The sequence below is a fragment of the Salinicola sp. V024 genome, from assembly GCF_052645315.1.
Map to the genome: position 1 here is coordinate 142,622 of NZ_JBQXYB010000004.1, position 17,472 is coordinate 160,093.

At 63.3% G+C, this 17,472-nt stretch carries 13 protein-coding genes; 9 read left to right on the forward strand and 4 right to left on the reverse strand.

Annotated elements, in window-relative coordinates; translation table 11 throughout:
* Positions 1 to 5: 5 nt before the first annotated feature.
* Positions 6 to 158: a hypothetical protein gene (locus ACUN9V_RS08405; protein ID WP_445511066.1), complete on the reverse strand. Its 153-nt coding sequence runs from the start codon at positions 156 to 158 to the stop codon at positions 6 to 8.
* 228 nt (positions 159 to 386) lie between these two features.
* Here ACUN9V_RS08405 and ACUN9V_RS08410 point away from each other — a divergent pair, with 228 nt between their 5' ends.
* From ACUN9V_RS08410 to ACUN9V_RS08435, 6 genes are all read left to right on the forward strand, one after another.
* On the forward strand, positions 387 to 1,364 hold the full coding sequence (locus tag ACUN9V_RS08410; RefSeq protein ID WP_445511067.1) for a dipeptidase: 978 nt from the start codon (positions 387 to 389) through the stop codon (positions 1,362 to 1,364).
* A gap of 38 nt (positions 1,365 to 1,402) precedes the next feature.
* On the forward strand, positions 1,403 to 1,933 hold the full coding sequence (locus ACUN9V_RS08415) for a DUF5943 domain-containing protein (RefSeq protein WP_445511068.1): 531 nt from the start codon (positions 1,403 to 1,405) through the stop codon (positions 1,931 to 1,933).
* Positions 1,934 to 2,030: 97 nt separating this feature from the next.
* Positions 2,031 to 4,088 carry a dimethylglycine demethylation protein DgcA gene (gene dgcA / locus ACUN9V_RS08420; RefSeq protein WP_445511069.1) on the forward strand — a complete coding sequence of 686 codons (2,058 nt, stop codon included), beginning with the start codon at positions 2,031 to 2,033 and terminating at the stop codon, positions 4,086 to 4,088.
* A 242-nt stretch (positions 4,089 to 4,330) separates the two neighbouring features.
* Positions 4,331 to 6,361 carry a (Fe-S)-binding protein gene (locus ACUN9V_RS08425; protein WP_445511070.1) on the forward strand — a complete coding sequence of 677 codons (2,031 nt, stop codon included), beginning with the start codon at positions 4,331 to 4,333 and terminating at the stop codon, positions 6,359 to 6,361.
* Positions 6,358 to 7,689, forward strand: coding sequence for an electron transfer flavoprotein subunit alpha/FixB family protein (locus tag ACUN9V_RS08430; protein ID WP_445511071.1), 1,332 nt, complete (start codon positions 6,358 to 6,360; stop codon positions 7,687 to 7,689). The genes ACUN9V_RS08425 and ACUN9V_RS08430 overlap by 4 nt, the downstream gene beginning before the upstream one ends.
* Entirely contained in the window at positions 7,676 to 8,560 is an 885-nt protein-coding gene (locus ACUN9V_RS08435; RefSeq protein WP_445511072.1) for an electron transfer flavoprotein subunit beta, read from the forward strand. The genes ACUN9V_RS08430 and ACUN9V_RS08435 overlap by 14 nt, the downstream gene beginning before the upstream one ends.
* On the opposite strand, the gene ACUN9V_RS08440 is transcribed toward ACUN9V_RS08435, so the two are convergent.
* Entirely contained in the window at positions 8,554 to 9,189 is a 636-nt protein-coding gene (locus tag ACUN9V_RS08440) for a transglutaminase-like cysteine peptidase (protein ID WP_445511073.1), read from the reverse strand. The genes ACUN9V_RS08435 and ACUN9V_RS08440 overlap by 7 nt on opposite strands.
* A gap of 158 nt (positions 9,190 to 9,347) precedes the next feature.
* On the opposite strand from ACUN9V_RS08440, the gene ACUN9V_RS08445 reads away from it, so the two are divergent.
* A complete protein-coding gene (locus tag ACUN9V_RS08445) occupies positions 9,348 to 9,593 on the forward strand; it encodes a hypothetical protein (RefSeq protein WP_445511074.1) in 246 nt (81 codons plus the stop codon).
* A gap of 166 nt (positions 9,594 to 9,759) precedes the next feature.
* Here ACUN9V_RS08445 and fhuB read toward each other — a convergent pair whose 3' ends face one another.
* Entirely contained in the window at positions 9,760 to 11,757 is a 1,998-nt protein-coding gene (gene fhuB, locus ACUN9V_RS08450) for a Fe(3+)-hydroxamate ABC transporter permease FhuB (protein WP_445511075.1), read from the reverse strand.
* The gene (locus ACUN9V_RS08455) at positions 11,754 to 12,668 is read right to left on the reverse strand and encodes an ABC transporter substrate-binding protein (RefSeq protein WP_445511076.1); all 915 of its coding nucleotides are present in this window, start codon (positions 12,666 to 12,668) and stop codon (positions 11,754 to 11,756) included. Before ACUN9V_RS08455 ends, fhuB begins: the two co-directional genes overlap by 4 nt.
* Before the next feature lie 270 nt (positions 12,669 to 12,938).
* Here ACUN9V_RS08455 and ACUN9V_RS08460 point away from each other — a divergent pair, with 270 nt between their 5' ends.
* Both ACUN9V_RS08460 and ACUN9V_RS08465 read left to right on the forward strand, forming a co-directional pair.
* On the forward strand, positions 12,939 to 14,963 hold the full coding sequence (locus ACUN9V_RS08460) for a TonB-dependent siderophore receptor (protein ID WP_445511077.1): 2,025 nt from the start codon (positions 12,939 to 12,941) through the stop codon (positions 14,961 to 14,963).
* Between the two features lie 201 nt (positions 14,964 to 15,164).
* Positions 15,165 to 17,384 carry a TonB-dependent receptor gene (locus ACUN9V_RS08465; protein WP_445511078.1) on the forward strand — a complete coding sequence of 740 codons (2,220 nt, stop codon included), beginning with the start codon at positions 15,165 to 15,167 and terminating at the stop codon, positions 17,382 to 17,384.
* Positions 17,385 to 17,472 lie beyond the last annotated feature (88 nt).

Below are 17,472 nucleotides of genomic sequence, written 5' to 3' on the forward strand. Positions count from 1 at the left end.
TCCTGTCAGCCAACCGTGGGGCCGACGTGATATCCCGATGTCAGACATTCGATACCGCTTCCTTGGCTCGACGAGACCTTCATGAAGAGAGTGACCGGCGGCGGTGCTGCCATGTCGCGCAGACGATAGTCCTGAGCCGGATCGACTGTTCTATCCAACGCGGTCTCGCGCGTCAATCGCGTCTCGCGTGATCGCCACCGTTGGATCCCACCGTCGCAGGCAGACAAACGGGCGTGACGCTATCGGAACACTGGAATTCGCTTTCGGTCGCCGGGGCGCGCGGGCGCAGGGATATGCTGCCCCGAACGCTCGTCTTCGGGAATTCGACGATGTACCCCGACGCCGCAACGGCCCTGAAAGACGCACCAACCCAGGAGGACTTTCCCATGCCGACGTCATCTCTGCACGACGACGCCATCATCATCGACGGCCTGATCATCGCCAAGTGGGATCGCGCGCTGTTCGAGGATATGCGCAAGGGCGGCCTGACTGCCGCTAACTGCACGGTATCGGTGTGGGAGGACTTCGAGGCGACCGTCGATAATATCGTCGGCGTCAGCCAGCTGATGCGCGACAACGCTGAGCTGGTGCGGCCGGTGCTGACCACGCGCGACATCACCCGGGCCAAGGAAGAGGGCAAGACGGGAATCATCCTGGGTTTTCAGAACGCCTACGCCTTCGAAGACAACCTGGGCTACGTCGAGGTGTTCAAGAAGCTGGGCGTCGGGATTACCCAGATGTGCTACAACACCCAGAATCTGGTCGGCACCGGCTGCTACGAGCGCGACGGGGGCCTCTCCGGCTACGGGCGCGAGGTGATCGCCGAAATGAACCGCGTCGGCATGATGTGCGATCTCTCCCATGTCGGCTCCAAGACCTCGGAGGAGGTCATCCTCGAATCGCAAAAGCCGGTCTGCTACTCCCACTGCCTGCCCACCGGGCTCAAGGAACACCCTCGCAACAAGGCCGACGATGAGCTCAAGTTCATTGCCGATCACGGCGGCTTCGTCGGCGTCACCATGTTCACGCCGTTCCTGCGGGCCGGTGTCAACGCCACCATCGAGGATTACGTCGAAGCGATCGTCTACATCATGAATATCGTCGGCGAAGACGCCATCGGCATCGGCACCGACTTCACCCAAGGCCAGGACGAGGCCTTCTTCGAGTGGCTGACCCACGACAAGGGTTACGCCCGCCGCCTGACCCGCTTTGGCGAGATCATCAATCCCAAGGGAATCCGCACTATCGGCGAGTTCCCCAACCTGACTCAGGCGCTGCTGGATCACGGCCTTGCCGAACCGGTCGTCAGGAAAATCATGGGGGAGAACTGGGTGCGGACCTTGAAGGACGTCTGGGGCGAATAAAGCTCGAAGCTCAAAGAACAAATTCAGAGGTAACCGATATGACCCTGATGGCCCCCGAACTGCCGATCGACGTGGACAGCGACACCGGCGTCTGGACCACCGATGCGCTACCGATGCTCTACGTGCCGCGCCACTTTTTCATCAACAACCATACGGCCATCGAGCAAGCGCTGGGCGTCGAGGCCTACGCAAAGATTCTCTACGACGCCGGCTACAAGTCGGCCTGGTTCTGGTGCGAGAAGGAAGCCGAGCTGCACGGCATCGAAGGTGCGGCGGTATTCGAGCACTACATGAACCGGCTGTCACAGCGGGGGTGGGGGAAGTTCGTCACCGAGGCGATCGATCTCGACGCCGGCACGGCCAAGGTGCGCCTGGAACACTCCTGCTTCGTCTACCAGCTCGGCAAGACCGGCAAGCGCGAGGAGTACATGTTCACCGGCTGGTTTGCCGGCGCCATGGATCAGATTATCGAAGCGCGCGGCAGCGACGTGCGGACTCGCGCCGAGCAGACCCAGAGCGGCGCCGAAGATGGCTGTGACGTCGGCTACTTCGAGGTCCAGCCGCGCTGATCACGCCTTTTGGCATTTCGCAATTCTGTGTACCAGAACGCTCGAAGCGGCACATTTTTCACAACGATGCCGTCCGGGTCCGAGGAGATGACTGGCAATGGCCCACGAAGCCCTGTTCAAGCCGATCCAGATCGGCAAGCTGACGATCCGTAATCGGGTGGTCAGCACGGCGCATGCCGAGGTCTACGCCACCGATGGCGGCATGACCACGGATCGCTACGTGAAGTACTACGAAGAGAAGTCGAAGGGCGGCTGTGGGCTCTGCATCTGTGGGGGGTCGTCGCCGGTCTCCATCGACAGCCCCCAGCAGTGGTGGAGTTCGGTCAACGTTGCCACCGATCGCATCATTCCGCATTTCCAGAATCTTGCCGATGCCGTTCACAAGCATGGCGGCAAGATCATGATCCAGATCACCCACATGGGTCGCCGCTCGCGCTGGGACGGCCATCACTGGTCGACACTGATGTCGCCGTCCGGCATCCGCGAGCCGGTCCACCGCGCCACCTGCAAGACCATCGAGGAAGAGGAGATATGGCGCGTCATAGGCGACTTCGCCCAGGGCGCGCGGCGGGTGAAAGAGGGCGGCCTCGACGGCTGCGAGCTCTCCGCGGTCCATCAGCATCTGATCGACCAGTTCTGGAGCCCGCGCGTCAACAAGCGCACCGATCAGTGGGGCGGCAGCTTCGAGAATCGCATGCGCTTCGGCATGGAAGTGCTCAAGGCCGTTCGGGCCGAGGTCGGCGAGGACTTCTGCGTCGGCATGCGCATCTGCGGCGACGAGTTCCATCCCGATGGCCTGTCTCAGGACGACATGAAGCAGATCGCCGCCTACTACGATGCCACCAGCATGGTCGATTTCTTCGGCGTGGTCGGTTCCGGCTGCGATACCCACGATACGCTGGCCAACGTGATTCCCAACATGTCCTATCCGCCGGAGCCGTTTCTGCATCTGGCGGCGGGCATCAAGGAGGTGGTCTCGGTGCCGGTCATCCATGCCCAGAACATCAAGGACCCGACCCAGGCCGAACGTATTCTGGAAGGCGGCTACGTCGATCTGGTGGGGATGACTCGTGCGCATATCGCCGATCCCCACATCATCGCCAAGATCAAGGCGGGGCAGACCGATCAGATCCGCCAGTGCGTCGGTGCCAACTACTGCATCGACCGCCAGTACCAGGGCCTCGACGTGCTCTGCATCCAGAACGCGGCGACCTCGCGGGAGTACATGGGGCTGCCACACATCATCGAGAAGAGCAGCGGACCCAAGCGCCGCGTGGTGGTGGTCGGCGGTGGCCCCGGTGGAATGGAAGCCGCCCGCGTGGCGGCGGAGCGCGGCCACGACGTCACCCTGTTCGAAGCCCAGCCCCAGCTCGGCGGCCAGATCACGCTTGCGGCCAAGGCGCCGCAGCGCGACCAGATCGCCGGCATCACCCGCTGGTACGAGATGGAACTCGCGCGCCTTGGCGTGGAGATCAAACTCGAGAGTCGCGCCGACGACTCGACGATCCGCGATCTGCAGCCGGACGTCGTGGTGCTCGCCAACGGTGGCCATCCGTTCCTCGAACAGGTGCCGGAGTGGGGCGCTGAAGACGGCCTGGTGATCAGCAGCTGGGACATCCTTTCCGGCAAGGTCGAGCCGGGCAAGAACGTACTCATTTACGACACGATGTGCGAGTTCAGCGGCATGTCGACGGCAGATTACTGCGCCAGCAAGGGTGCAACGGTGGAGATCGTAACCGACGACACCAAGCCCGGCGTGGCGATCGGCGGTACCACCTTCCCGACCTACTACCGCAGCCTCTATCAGAAGGCGGTGGTGATGACCGGCGATCTGGCCCTGCACAAGGTCTATCGCGAGGGCGACAAGCGGGTAGCGCTGCTCGAGAACGAATATACCGGCGAGCAGGAAGAGCGGGTGGTCGATCAGGTGATCGTCGAGAACGGCGTGCGCCCGGACGAGTCACTTTACTATGCCCTCAAGGAGCGTTCGCGCAACCGCGGGCAGATCGATATTGAGGCGCTCTATGCGGTTCAGCCGCAGCCGACGCTTTCCGAGAGTGGCGAATTCGCGCTGTTCCGGTTGGGCGACTGCGTGGCGCCGAGGAATACGCATGCGGCGATTTACGATGCGCTTCGCCTCTGCATGCACTTCTGAGCCACGAGCCACGAGCCACGAGCCACGAGCCACGAGCCACGAGCCACGAGCCACGAGCCACGAGCACTGCTCTAGCGCCGACTGCGGTGATTAGTTGCTAAAAAACAGAGCAATGAGTTCGCAGAATCAGTGGGGATTGCGCGGCCCAGCCGCGTTCACAATCTGAGCTCGAAGCTCGAAGCTCGAAGCTCGAAGCTCGAAGCTCGAAGCTCGAAGCCTGCGGCCAAACCAAGGAGCGAACCATGCTCAATTCTTTACTGCCGCTGTTGATCTTCGCGGCGCTGGCGGTGGGCGTAATCGGCGCGCTGCGTCGCGCACGGCTATGGCGTCAGGGGCGGCAAACTCCGGTCGTGTGGGCCCACCTTTTTCTGATGCCGAAGCGCTATCTCAACGATCTGCATCATGTTGTCGCCCGCGACAAGGCGATGGCGCACACCCACGTGGCAACCGCCGGGGGCTTCGTCGCCGCCATGGCGCTGGCGCTGGTGGTCCACGGCTTCGGCTGGCGCAACCCGATTCTCGGTGGGCTACTGCTGGCGGCAAGTGCCGTGATGTTCCTCGGTGCGCTGGCGGTCAATCACCGCCGTCTCAATCCCCCGGCAAAACTATCCAGTGGGCCTTGGCAGCGGCTGTCGAAGAGCCTGTTGGCGTACTCGGTCGGGATGTTTTTGATCAGCTTGCCACTGGTTGGCATCGCACCAACGTTGTTCGGCGGCGGCGTATTGGCCCTGATACTGTCAATCGGGCTGATTGCGCTGGTCGGGTGGGGGCTGCTGGAGATGATCGTGGGTATGGGCTGGGGCGGGCCGATGAAACACGCTTTCGCCGGCTCGCTGCATCTGGCGTTTCACCGTCGCCCCGAACGTTTCGACGATCAGCATCGTGATCCGAATTCGAGCGAGCGTCATGACGCTCATCGAGGCAGCCGTTCCACCGCGCTGTTTCCGCTCGATCTGACCGCGAAGGTGCTGGGCGTGGAGAAGCCCGCTGATTTCCAATGGCAGCAACTGCTCGGGTTCGATGCCTGCGTACAGTGCGGCCGCTGTCAGTCGGTGTGCCCGGCCTACGCCGCCGGCCAGCCGCTCAACCCCAAAAAGCTGATCCAGGACATGGTCGTGGGCATGGCCGGCGGTTCGGACGCTCGTTACGCCGGTAGTGGTCATCCCGGATTGGACGTCGGTCGCCATCATGGTGCGTCGAATCAGGCCATCGTGCCGCGGCTGGTCGAGGCCGAGACGCTATGGGCCTGCACGACGTGCCGCGCCTGCGTCGAGGAGTGCCCGATGATGATCGAGCACGTCGACGCCATCGTCGACATGCGGCGTTTCCTGACGCTGGAACGCGGCGAGACGCCGGAGAAAGGTGCCGCGGCGATCGACAACCTGATCGCTACGGACAATCCCGGCGGGCTCGACAACGCGTCGCGGCTCGACTGGGCGGCGGATCTGGAGATCCCGCGTATTCAGGATCGGCCCGCAGGCGTCGACGTGCTGTTGTGGCTGGGTGATGGCGCCTTCGACATGCGCAACCAGCGCACCTTGCGCGCGCTGGTCAAGATCCTGCGGGCTGGCGGCGTCGATTTCGCCGTGCTCGGCGAGGAAGAGCGCGACAGCGGCGACGTGGCCCGACGGCTGGGGGATGAAGCGACCTTCCAGCGTCTGGCCGAGCGCAATATCGCCACGCTCTCTCGCTATCGCTTTCAGCGCATCGTCACCGCCGACCCGCACAGCTTCCACGTGCTGGGCCGCGAATACGGCGACTTTGGCGGGAATTATCACGTGCTCCACCACTCGACCTTTATCGCCGAGCTGTTCGACGCCGGGCGCCTGTCGGTCAAGGCCGCGCAGCCGGGGGTGACGCGCGAGACGATCACCTACCACGATCCCTGTTACCTGGGCCGTTACAACGGCGAGTTCGCCGCGCCGCGTCAGGTGCTCGCCGCGCTGGGATTCGAGATCATGGAGATGGCGCGCTCCGGCTACCGTTCACGCTGCTGTGGCGGCGGCGGCGGGGCGGCGCTCTCCGACGTGCCCGCCGATTTACCCGGTCGCGCGCGCATCCCCGACATGCGCATGGAGGACGTGCGCGAGACCGGCGCGACCACGGTCGCGGTAGCCTGTCCGCAATGCACCGCGATGCTCGAGGGCGTGGTCGAGCCGCGCCCGCGGATCAAGGATCTGGCCGAGCTGGTTGCCGACGCGCTGGTGGAGCCCGTTAGGGCGACGAACGCTACCAGCGCGCCAAGCCAAAGTCGCGAGGAGGAACCGGCATGAGCGTCAAACGCATCGACCCCCACGCCGAACGCGCTCGGCGCAACCGGCTGCATCCGCGTCATCTCGAATTTGCCCGCCCGGCGTGGCGCTGGGTCAGTCGTGAAGGCGTCGTCCGCATCGATCCGCATGCCCTCGGCGCGACCGGGCCCAACGGACTCAAGCGCATCGATCGCAGCGGCGCTGCGGTGGAGGCGAGCCCGGCGGCGGCTGCCTCGACGAGCGCGGAGCCGGCGCGGCGCCAGGTCGTCATCGATCAGCCGCTGGGCCATGTCGTGGTGGTCCCGGAGCTGCCGGAAGGGCGGCTCAACGATCACGACCGCGACCTGTTCGGCCTCGCCCGTCAGCTCGCCGACGGACGCGATCTGGCGGTGACCGCGGTGGTCTTCCGGGGCGGTGCCGCCGGATTCGAGGACGCCGGTGCGGACCGCGTTGTCGATCTCTCCGCCAAGGTCGGCGACGGCTACGACCCGGTGTCGCGCCTGGCCGCACTCGTCGATGTAGAAGCGGCGCTCTCGCCCCAACACTGGATCTTCGCCGATTCGTTGCCGGATGGCGGCGATCTCGGGCGGCGGCTGGCCGCGCGTCTCTCTCTTCAAAACGCGAGTCAGAGCGCGAGTCAGGACGCGAGCGGTAGCGTGGGCGATGCCCGTCCGGCGACGCGGGTCTGGCAGCTCAGTGATGGCCAGACGCTCTCCCGCGCGGGGGACCGCCAGGACATTTTGCGTGACGTGCCTCGGGTGATGCTGGCGCTGCCGGAGTGCGCCGAACCGGTCAGCGAAACATGCCACGAGGCGCGGGTCATCGAGCTGGCGACGATGGGTGGGGAGATCTCGTTGGCAGCAAACCAAGCGTCGGCGTCCGGGGTCATCGACCGCGGCCGCGTCGCCGTCGATCCCCAGGAGATCCCGCTGGCCCAGGCGCCGTTCATTCTCTCTGCCGGACGGGGCATTCGCGACTGGGAGGGCTATCATTACGCCGCCCGCGTGCTGGGAGCCAGCGAGGGCGCCTCGCGGGTTGCCGTGGATGACGGCAACATGCCACGCGCCCGGCAGGTCGGTGCGACGGGCACGTTCGTTTCCGCCAGTTGTTATATCGCCGTGGGGATCTCCGGCGCGGTTCAGCACTTGCAGGGCATCGCCAGGTGTCAGCGGGTCATCGCGATCAACAACGACCCGAGCTGCGACATGGTCAAGCGTGCCGACCTGGCGCTGATCGCCGACGGCGACGCGGTGCTGGCTGCGGTCTGCGAGCGTCTCGGCCAGCCGCGAGACCAGACCGGTTCGGACGGGTCTTGGAAGGACGAGGAGTCGCAACATGCCGCAGCCTGAACCCCAAGCCACAGCGAAAAGGCCTCATGGCGTGAAGACCGCGGCACTGGTATCGAGCGGCCGCCACCCGGTCTCCGGACGCGCCGGGCGCGCGCGGGAGGATGCCCGAGCCGTCGAGATGGGCCTGGCGCTGGTCGGCGCCGATCTTTCGCTGGTGCACGCAGGCGACCCGGATCAGGCTTCGCTGCGGGAGTCTCTCGAAGGATATCTGGGGATGTATCACGGCCTCGACGGCGAACGTCCTGGTGATGAACGCGACGGGCAGGTGTCGCTCCTGCCGCTGCGTGCCGGCGAGGATGCGGTAGCGCTGCTGGCGGCATGGCTCGAGCAGCGCGGTGTACGGCTAGCCCTCACCGGCCAGCGCGCCGAGTGCGGCGAGGGTTCGGGCATGGTGGGGTATCTGCTCGCCGAGCGGCTGGGCTGGTCGATCGCCACCGGGGTTGCCGCTATCGAACGCTGCGACGAGGAGAGCGTGACGGTGCTGCAGGCGCTGCCTCAGGGCCAGCGTCGGCGACTCGAAATCCGCCTGCCGTGTCTGATCGCGGTGGACGCTGTCGCCGAGGCGCCACGTCAGAGCGCCTTTGGCCCGGCGCGACGCGGACGCATCGAGACCGTCGACGATCTGCTGCCCGCGGACGAATCGCGCCTCGACACCGGCAGCGCCGACTGGCGCTGGCAGCCGGCGCGGGCACGGCCCAAGCGTCTCAAGGTGGTCAAGTCCACCAATGCGCGAGATCGTTTCAAGGCCGCCGCGGCCAAGTCCTCCGCGACCGGTGGTCAGGTGCTGACCGATCTCTCGCCGGAGGAGGCCGCCGAGAAGCTGATCGATTATCTGCGGGCGGAAAAGCTCCTCGCGCAGGACGATCAGTAATCCATCAGCTTCGGCAGCCGTTCCGATAACCGCTGGCCGCCGAGCACGATGCGCGCCGGATCGACGGGGTGAAACGCGCCGTCGCGGTAGATTCGGGCCTTTTCCCGGTCGAACGTCACGATCGGCGCCAGATCGGTGCGGCGCGATTCCGGCAGCATCATCAGGGTCAGATTATCCAGAATCAGATGGCTGCCGTCGTCTCGCCGATAACGCAGCACGGCATGGTAGGTCGGTGTCAGCTTGTCATCGGCGGCGAGAAAATCGAGCCGATCCGCCGGCGTGCCGGCATCGATCAGGATCTGGTATTTGGCGATGGCGAAATCCTCGCAGTCGCCATATTGATCTTTGGCTAACCGGTCGAAACCCTTCCAGGTATCGATCTTCTCGAACTGCTGGCGAGCGGCGTTATTGACCACGCGATTGACGTAAGCGAGCCTCGCCTCACCCCGATAAGCGCGTGCCTTGTCGACGAACTGCGTCCGGGTGAGCGTGACGGCCGAAGCCGTGGGGTCGTCCCAGTAGACGAAACTCGCCGAGTGCGCCGCCGCGGCATGCAGCCCGATCAGGCACAGTGCCAAGACGCGAACCAGTTCGCGAGGTACGCAACGTAATGAGTGCGACGAAGACATGGCGCTCCATGAGTGACTTCCATTATCTCGAAACCGACAGATCGACGATTCGCGTATCGACGTCGTCCCACCGTTTGAGATAAAGATTGGCGTTGCGAGGCTTATTTTAGCGGTGTGATGCGTGGTGAACGCCAACAACGTCGAACGGGAGGTGGAATATGATGATCGTCGATCTCATCGATGGCGAGGATTTTCGTCAACGACTGGTGTCTCTAGGCGTACGCATTCCGGAGGAGGCCTGCCCGGAGACCTGCGCGCGGTTGGCCGCGGGCTGCCATCGCGCCAGAGGGGTCGAGGGGCTGGAACCGGCCATTCGCGAGCTGATGCAGAAAACTGACGTGATGCTGCCATCCGTCCGGGAGGCGATAGAGCGCCATCTGCTGCCGGTCTTTAGCGCTGCCTGATCATCGGATCCTAAACTATCCGGCTAGGCTTTGTACGAAAAGTCGGCGAGCGATGACTAGACAAGGAAAAAATCAACGAAAAAGCGGAGTTTACGGGTTGTAAATGAGCATTTTGAGGCGATTTTTAACGCCGTATTGTCGAGCGCAGGCAGTTTTCGTACAAAGCCTAGAGGCGGCGCAATCCCCACATGAAATAGACGCCGCCGATCAGCGCGGCGATCAGGCCTGCCGGCAACTGATAGGGGAAGAACAGGTTCCTGCCCAGCCAGTCGGCGGTGACCATCACCAGCATGCCCAATAGCCCCGCGCCGATCAGCTGATGGCGCGCGCCGTGGAAGCCCATCAGCCGGGCCATGTGCGGGGCCATCAGGCCGATGAACGAGAGCGGGCCGATCACCAGCGTTGCGGCGACGGTCAGTAGTGCCACCAGCGCGAGCAGCAGCAGGCGGCTACGATCCACGTCTACCCCCAGCGCTTTGGCGGTGGGAGCACCCAGCGGCAGCAGCGTCAGCCAGCGCTGCAGCGGCAGCGTCAACAGGGTGAGCACCAGCGCGATCACCACGATCCAGGCGGTCGAGGTCAGGCTGGCGTAATAGGTCGAGCCGCCCAGCCACGAAAGCAGCTGCTGTGCGCGGGGATCTTCGCTGGCCAGGACGATGGCGCGCATCGCATCCAGCAGCGACGAGATGGCGATGCCGGTCAACAGCAGACGCTCTGGCGCGAAACCGCTGCGACGATTGCAGACGATCAACACTAGTAAGGCGACCACCGCGCCGCTGAATCCCATCACCGAGCCGCTGAGCGGGGCGATGCCCAGCGGCAGCAGCATCAGCGCGATCACCCCGATCGCCACGCCGGCGCTGATCCCCAGCACTTCCGGGCTGGCCATCGGGTTGCCGGTCATCCGCTGCAGCAGCGTGCCGGCCAGGGCCAGCATCAACCCGGCAGCCGCAGCGGTGGCCACTCTCGGCAGACGCCAATCGGCGATCAGTGTCAGATCGTCGAGCCCCGCCAGGCTGGGAACTTTCGCATGGGCGTCGAGCCTGAAGCCGACGACGAGTGCCAGCACACAGGCGACGATCGTCAATCCTGCCAGAATCCATAGCCGCCGCTGCGGGCGCGATTCGCGAGGCAGGGTCAACCCCGTGCTGGGTGTCGGTCGCGTGCCGCCGACTTTCAGCCGTGGCAGCAGCCACAGCAATAGCGGCGCCCCCAGCGCCGCCGTCATGGCGCCCGTCGGCAGCAGTGAAGCGGTGAATGGCGCCAGTTGCTGCACGGCCAGATCCGTCACCAGCAGCAGCAGAGCCCCCACGATCATCGACCAGACCAGGCGCTGGGGTAGCGTACGCGCGCCGGAAAGCCGCGCGATGGCAGGAGCGGCCAGACCAATGAAGCCGATCAGGCCGATAGCGCTGACCACGCAGGCGGTCATGAAAACGCCGAGCCCCAGACCGGCGAAACGTAGCTTGCGCAGCGAAATCCCCAGGCTCCTGGCACCGTCCTCCTCGAGATCGAGAAGTGACAGCGGGCGTAACAGCAGCAGCGCCAATACCACCACGATGGCCAGACGCAGGATCAGAAACCGGGTGTCATCCCAGTTGTCCTGGGAAAGCGCGCCGGAGCCCCAGATGAACAGTCCCGACAGGCTCTCCTGGTGGAACAGCAGTAGCGCACTGTTGATGGCACTGAAATAAAGACTGACCACCATCCCGGAGAGCACCACTACCATCGGCGCCAGACGTCGCTTCCAGGAGAGCGCGAAGACCAGCAGCGTCGCGACGATGCCACCCAGCAGCGCGATCCATTCCTTGCCGGCCAGCATCCAGCTGGGCGCCCACAGTGTGGCGATCACCAGCGCCAGCTGGGCACCGCTGGTCACGCCCAAGGTGGCCGGCGACGCCAGGGGGTTGCGCAGTACCTGCTGCATCAGACACCCGGCCAGCGCCAGTGCCGCCCCGCCCAACATCGCTACCAATAGCCTTGGAACGAAGGTGTAGTGCATCACGATCTGGCGAATCTGCCCGTCGTCTGGAGCGACGATGGCTTGCCACCAGTGCCCCGAGAGATCGGCGAACTGGGTCTCGAGAGTGATATAGCCGAGGATCAGCGCCAGCAGGGCCAAGCAGGCCGCGAACCAGACCGGCGTTCTCGCTCGCAGCATCATGGGCGGCCTTCCGTCGCCGCGGGGCTCGGAGTGCTGACCGCAACCAGCGAACGAGCCAACCGTTGCAACGAGATCAATCCGCCGTAGGGCCAGACGGGGTCGATGTAGCTCACGCGGCCCTCGCGCACGGCCGGCAGGTGCTGCCAGATCTGGTTGTTGTCGAGCTCGTGACCGACGCCGCGCGGGTAGGGTTTGATGATGACGATGCGCGCCTCGGGGTGCTCCGCGAGCCGATCGATCGGAATGCTGGCATAGCCCCAGGCGTTGGTCGGGCCGGTCCAGGCATTGGTCAGGGCCGTGCGCGAGAAAAGGGTTCCAATCATGTTGCCCTGGCCGAAGACGCGAACGTGCTGGGCATCGCTGAACTGGACGATATAGAGAGGCGTCGCTGCATCCTCCAGGTCATGCGCCGCCTGCTCCAGAACCTGGTTCGTCTCGGCGATCAGGGCTTCTGCCTGGGGTTGGCGACCGGTCAAGCTGGCGACCTCGCGGGTCATCGCCAGGGTCGCCTCGTAATAGGGCTGATCGGTATAGAAGTTGTCGATCACCTTGACCGGCATCAGCCGCTCGAGACGCGCGTTGTCGCGAGAAAACAGCGCGCTGGTCATCAGCAGGTCCGGCGGGTTCTGGGCCAGTAGCTCGAGATTGGGCTCGTTGCGCAGCCCCATGTCCAGCGTCGATTCGGGGATCGCAGGCGACTTGACCCATTCGTCGTAATTGGGAATGTCGGAGACGGCATACGGCTCGACGCCGAGCGCAACCAGCGTCTCTGCCACGGTCCAGTTGGAGGCGGCGATTCGTCCTGACGATGAGTCGTCTCCAGCTTGCGCACCCATCGACACGAAGGCCAATCCCGACATCAGAATCAGAATGAGCGTGGAGAGAACGGTGGAAGGGCGGGCACGCGACAAAGCGACGAATTCCTGATGACGGACGGTAAAGACTCGGGCGCCCTCCGATTCGAAACGCGGGCGGCGGAAGTCGCTGCGGGCGATGATGGTAGATCGAATGACAATCGTTATCAATCAGCGCTGGCGATCGCACGCTAATCGTTAATACACATAAGACTGATTGTCATTTAGAATTACCCTCAGAACAATATCCGGCAGCTCGCTGCCGACTCCTACAACGTCATACAACGGGCATTCGATCCGATGAAACCAGGGAACACTCTAGCCGCCATGAGCGGTGCGTTGCTGTCTGTCTATGCGGCGGCGGCCACGGCGCAGGATGCCAGCGTGACCAATGACACGGTAGTGGTCACGGGAACGGCACTCAAGGTCGATACGCCACTGCTGGAGACGCCGCGTGCCACTTCCGTCGTCAATGACACGGAGCTGGAAAAGCGGGCGGTCAATCGATACGACCATGTGTTGCGTTACCGCGCCGGTGCGCTATCGGCGCCGTATGGCAATGATGCCAAGGCGGACTGGTTTTTCTTTCGAGGGTTCTCGGGTGAGGATTCGACCTATCAGGATGGCTTGCGCCTGTTTCGCGAGGCGGGTTACCTGTGGTGGAAAACCGAGCCTTTCGGTCTAGAACGGGTCGATTTCCTGAAAGGGCCGGCGTCGATTCTCTACGGTGAGGCGCCTCCCGGTGGCATCATCAACGCCGTCAGCAAGCGCCCGACCGAAGACACTCAGGGGTTGTTCGAGATTCAGGCCGGCAACAAGGACCATCGCCAGGTCGGCATCGACACGTCTGGGCCTGTCACCGACAGCGGTGACGTGCGCTATCGTTTCGTCGGTCTATTCCGGGACCAGGATGGCGAGCTCGACGGCACCGATAACGAACGGGTCTACTTCGCGCCGAGCCTGGCGGTGGATCTTTCCGATCGAACGACGCTGACGCTGCTCGCCAGCTACCAACGCGATCACGGCACGCCCGCCAACGTGTTCTATCTCCCTTACGGTTCCGTCGACGATACGCCGTTCGGCAAGGTGGACCGTGATACCGACCTGGGCGACAACGACAACGACCGGCTCGAGCATGAGCAGATTGCCGTCGGTTATGAGCTCGAGCACACCATCGACGATACCTGGAAATTTCAGCAGAACGCACGGTTCGCGTCCCTGGATCTGTTTCTGCGTACGGCTTATCCCTCGTACATGCTCGATGATCGTAACGCTCAGCGGGGTCTGACCTACCGCGACGGCAGCTATGACGCTTTCACCGTCGATAACCGCATGATCGGCACCTGGTACACCGACAACACCGAGAACACGCTGTTGGTGGGGCTGGATTATCAGCACCTGGATGCCGACTATCTCAGTCGTGATAACTTTGCCTACGACCAGATCGATATCTTTGATCCACGGGATAGCGGCGCGGGTGTACCTGGCAATTCGGCCTACTACGATCAGGGCAAGGAGCAGATCGGCGTTTACGTCCAGGATCAGTTGCGCCTGTACGATCGCTGGATTCTGCTGGCGGGTGCGCGCCATGATAGCGTCGACGTCACCAACAAGCAGGATGGTGGCGAAGATCAGAGCTACGACGACACTCAAATGTCCTATACCGGCGGCGTCATGTACCTCGGTGATTACGGCCTCTCGCCGTACCTGAGCTACAGCGAATCGTTCACACCCAATATCGGCAACGATCTCGACGGAGATGCTTACCAGCCCAGCGAAGGCAAACAGTGGGAGCTAGGGCTGAAGTACGCGCCGAATTGGCTGGATGGATACGTGACGGCCGCTGTTTTCGACTTGAAAGAGAGCGACACGCTCTTTCCCAGCGGCGGTGCTTCCAGTAACCAAGGTGGAGAGCGCCATTCGCGCGGTTTCGAGCTGGAAGGCGTGGGTTACGTGACCGACAATCTCCAGGTCACCGCAGCGTACACCTACACCGATGTGACGGTGGATGTCAGCGATACCCAGAAGGAACTTCGGGCCGGGCTGATACCGCGTCATCAGGCGTCGCTATGGCTGGACTATGATTTCACGCGGGGTGCGCTGGATGGACTGGGCCTGGGTGCCGGGGCGCGTTACATCGGTACCAGTGTGGACTCGCCTCAGTACAGCGACACAAAAGTGGCGGCCTATACCGTTTATGACGCGATGGCGAGCTACGACATCGATTCGCACTGGACCGCGCAGGTCAACGTCACCAATCTGACGGATAAAGAGTACGTCAGCGGTTGTGACTACTGGTGCTATTACGGCGAGTCCCGTAGCGTCATCGGCAGTCTGAAATACCGCTGGTAAACAATTTCTGCACTGAACCTCTGCCATGAACAGGAGCCCGGCCAATGCCGGGCTTTTTGTTGGGCGACGCCTGGCTTGCGACATCTGGCGTCATGCGCATTTCAATAATGATTCTCGTTTCTATTCATATTGATCTCGGGACGCTATAGAATGGGCCCGCTTTTTTACTACGCCCGCCCCATATCGATAGGTCCAAGGCTAATGAACTCAGGTATCGCGTCTCCCGAGAACAGACGTCTCTTCGGCAGGTTGGCTTTTGTTGCGGTGACGATGGGCGCGCCGCCTTTCATCAATGCGAGCTGGGCGCAGAGCGCCTCCGGCGAGAGCCAGTCTCTCGAGACGGTCACGGTCACGAGCCAGGCGATTCTCACGCAAGGCGATACACCGCCGCCGGCTTATGCGGGCGGGCAGGTCGCTGCTGGCGGACGGATCGGCGTTCTGGGCGAGCAGGACACGATGGATGTGCCGTTCAACGTCATCAGCTATACCCGCGATCTGATCGAGAATCAGCAGGCCGATACGCTGGGGGACGTGCTGCAAAACGATGCCTCGGTGACGGTCGGCAGGGGCTTCGGCAACTACTCGGAATCGTTCAAGGTTCGTGGCTTCGATCTCTACGGTGACGATATTTCCTACGGCGGGCTCTACGGGGTACTGCCGCGCCAGTTGATCAACACCAGCATGATGGGGCGCGTCGAGCTGTTCAAAGGGTCGAGTGCCTTCGCCAACGGCGTGCCGGCGGGGGGAACCGGTGTCGGGGGCGCGGTCAACATCGAACCCAAGCGGGCGACCGACGAGCCGATCACGCGGGTCGGCACCGGGTATCGCTCGGACAGCTACGGCGAGACGCAGCTCGATGTCGGACGACGCTTCGGCGCCCAGAATGAGTACGGGGTGCGGGCCAGCGTCAATCGCGGTCGTGGGGACACGGCTATCGATGACGAGAGTCGCAAGAATACCTCGGCGGTCGTTGGGCTGGACTATCGCGGCGATCGCGCTCGGGCATCGCTGGATGTCGGTCACCAGAAATCGGTCATCGATGGCGGGCGGCTGAACGTGAACCTGACCAACTACACGGGTGATTCCGTGCCCTCGGTGCCCGATGCCGACAGCAATTACACGCCGAGCTGGAATCGCGCGAGCCTGGAAACCAATTTCGCCATGCTGCGCGGTGAGTATGACTTCAGCGACGCCTGGACCGGCTATGCGGCCATCGGCGGTAATCGCACGCATGAACGGAGTCTGGCCGGGTCACCGAGCGTCATTAACGACGACGGCGATGCCACGGTTTCACAGCTCGATACGGCTTATCAGTCGGAGACCTTCGCCAGTCAGGTCGGGCTGCGCGGGCAACTGGATACCGGCCCCGTTTCGCATCAGCTGAATCTGGGTTATTCCAGCGTCTACTTCCGGAAAGACGTGGCGTTCGATGGCATCTTCACCGGGGCGCCGACCAATATCTACGACCCGGCCGATGTTCCCGTGCGTGAGCCCAACTACCCCAGCGGCGATTTGAGCGACCCTACGACGACCGGGCGTACCTATAACAACGGCGTTTCTCTGTCGGACACGCTAGGTTTCTTCGATGATCGTGTGTTGCTGACGCTGGGCGGGCGATATCAGGAGATCGAGGTCAACAACTACGACGGCAACACGGGGGCCCGCGATAGCCGTTTTAGCGAGTCGCGCGTGACACCTGTCTACGGGATCGTCTACCAGCCGACCGCCGCCATTTCGCTTTACGCCAATCATACCGAGGCCCTTCAGCAGGGCGAGTCGGCGCCAGCGCAAATCGGGGGGGCGCTGGCCAGCAACGCGGGCGAAATTCTCGGCATCGTGCGCTCCAAGCAGGACGAGATCGGCGCCAAGTTCGATTACGGCAAGCTCGGCGGCGGCATCAGCCTGTTCCAGATCGAACAGCCGCAGGTCAGCATCCAGGACAATACCGCCGGCTACAACGGCGAGCAGCGCAACCGCGGCATCGAATTGAGTGGCTACGGCGTGCCGCTGGATGGCGTGCGCGTATTGGCGAGTGCGACCTTCATGGACCCGGAACTCCGCAATACCACCAATGGTGAAAACGATGGCAACGACGCGCCGGGCGTGCCGACCTATCGCTATGTGCTGGGCGGTGAGTGGGATATCCCGCACATGGACCGGCTGACGGCGACCGGCAGAATCATTCGGACCGGCTCGCAGTACGTCGATGACGCCAACAACCTTGAAGTCGATCCCTGGAATCGTCTCGATCTGGGTTTCCGCTACACCATGCCGCTCAACGAGGCCAGCCTGATCTGGCGCGCGGGTGTGGATAACGTTACCGACGAGGATTACTGGGAGTCTGCCGCAACGACGGGCAACCAGACACTGGTTCAAGGCGAGCCACGGACGCTCAAGCTGTCGGCGACTGTCGAGTTCTGAGACGCAGAAATATGGGCCGAAACAGGAAAAGGCGCTCCCGAAGCGGGGCGCCTTTTTCGTTATCGCTGATCGGATGGCTCGTCGGCCG